Raw genomic sequence first — 2,271 nt, 5'->3', positions numbered from 1 at the left:
CGCAACTTTTCGTGGACTTTACCGCCCATCAAGTTATAAATGGGCTGGTTTAATGCCTTACCAACAATATCCCAACACGCAATTTCAATACCGGACAGCACGCCACCTGTGCTGACATCAGGCCGCTGCACAAACCCTGCGGAATATATGATCCGCCACATTTTTTCGATATCAAATGGGCTCTGTCCTACCACGTGTCGTTCGAAAACGTTCTCGATCATTTTGCACACTGTGGCAGGACCGAAAGGCACACCATACACTTCCCCGTAGCCAGAGATACCATTGTCAGTGGTCAACTTAACAAAGATCCAATAGGCACCACCTTTGTGAGGTGGAGGTGTTGCCACAGCCCACGTTTTTAAATCTGTTATTTTCATCTTTTACTCCTTTTGGACTCCGTAATCGTTGTCCTATTATTCATGCGACCGTATTCTGAACGCGGTTAGTCTTGATCAATAGCAGCCTTCACGCGGCTTTTAATTCACGGGCGAGAACAGCGATTCGTAATTCTTCGCGATGTTTTCTCACGCTTTCAGCATGGCGCTCTCGAACATGCCCGTAACCCCGAATCTGGTCGGGCAGGTTCAATAATTGAGCGATACTTTCCGCCGCCTCTTCCGAATTATTCGACAACGCAAAGTCGATATCTGCCTCGTACTCAGACAGTAATTCTGCAGCAAGTTTACGTTCGCTGGAAAAACGGAATGGATCGAGTATAGAACCACGCAAGAAGCGGAAGCGGTTCATAATGCCGAAAAAGAACAACGCCATGCGGCTCGATACTTCACCCTTGGTATACTTGCCAGTAGCCTTGTCTAAACCACCCAAAGGCCAGGCGCCAAAGTGGAAGGTCAGCTTAATGTCGCCCTCGAAGGTCTCGGCTAAGGCTTTACGGAATGACGGTTTCGTATAGAGTCTGGCCACCTCCCACTCGTCTTTGTCCGCCAACAGCTTGTAATACCCACGAGCCACGGCTTTGACTGCCGCATCGTTGAGCCCAGCGGTGCGCACACGCTGCACCATATCGGAGTAACGCTTGGCAAGATTTGCGTCCTTGTAATCCGTCAATTCTGCAACACGATGCGCAATAATATCGTCTATCGAGGGCTCTTGACTCATCTGCACAACTACAGCGACCTCTTCGCCCGACAGACGACGAGCAGCCGATGCATCTGCATAAGCCAAACGTCCAAGATCAAACGCTTGCTTGTTCTTGCCAACGGCGACTCCATTGAGCTCAATAGCATGATGGATAGCCTCCAAGGACAGAGGGATTCCCCCCTGCTGCCAAGCTGCCCCCATCAGCAGCATGTTGGCAAAAACACGATCTCCCATCACGCGCTCTGCCAAGGTCTGCGCATCGAGAGCTCGAAGCCCTTCTCCCAAAACCTGAGTTAGCCGGCCTATTTGGGCTTCACGGTCCACTTTCCAATCAGGATTCATCGAGAATTCCGCGGTCGGTACTATCGTCGTGTCAACAACACCAATGGATTTGCCGGTGACCACTTTTGACAGCGCCTCGTCACTCGCCGCTACCACAAGGTCACTGCCTATCAGAGCATCGGCTTCGCCAACCGCGATGCGCGTTGCTCTCATTTGCTGGGGGCTTTCCGCGATCTTGACGTGGGAATGAACGGCACCGTACTTCTGAGCCATGCCAGTAATATCAAGACTGGTCGAGAAATAGCCGTCCGCATGGGCTGCAACTGCCAACGTCTGTCCTATCGTTACGACGCCTGCCCCACCGATACCGGACACCAGAATCGACCATGTTCCATCTAAAGCGGGCTCTGGCATAGGCAGATGACTTACATCGATCTGTACTTCGGCAGCCTGTACCTTTTTAGGCTGTGCACCCGAAACACTCACGAGTGAGGGACAAAACCCCTCGAGGCAGGAAAAATCTTTGTTGCACGACGACTGGTTAATCTTTCGCTTACGGCCAAACTCCGTTTCCAAGGGCTCGATCGCCATACACCCAGAGACCGTTGAGCAATCGCCACAGCCCTCACACACTTCTGGATTGATGAATACACGCTTGTCAGGATCCACCCATTTTCCACGCTTACGCAAGCGTCGACGCTCGGTAGCGCAGGGCTGATCATAAATAATGACCGTGACTCCGGGTATTTCACGAAACTCGGCTTGAACCGCATCCATCGCCGTTCTGTGATAGACCGACACTCCAAGTTCGCTAGCATCGAATTTTTCTGGCTCATCAGACACTAAGGCAATCCGCTGAACGCCCTCGCCAGAAAGTTGTTTGACCAT

General features: G+C 51.6%; 1 protein-coding gene and 1 pseudogene. Both read right to left on the bottom strand.

Features of this window, described 5'->3' with window-relative positions; translation table 11 throughout:
• Positions 1-377: pseudogene (locus tag ACTF5Z_RS11925) on the bottom strand (mandelate racemase/muconate lactonizing enzyme family protein); the annotation flags it as partial.
• Positions 378-465: 88 nt separating this feature from the next.
• Positions 466-2,271: DUF6537 domain-containing protein (locus tag ACTF5Z_RS11920; protein WP_438985828.1), on the bottom strand; the 1,806-nt coding region annotated here is incomplete at its 5' end.

This window comes from Aequoribacter sp., from assembly GCF_965659035.1.
GTDB lineage: Bacteria > Pseudomonadota > Gammaproteobacteria > Pseudomonadales > Halieaceae > Aequoribacter.
The sequence above is the reverse complement of the archived record's forward strand: the minus strand, read 5'-3'. Positions and strand labels throughout refer to the sequence as shown.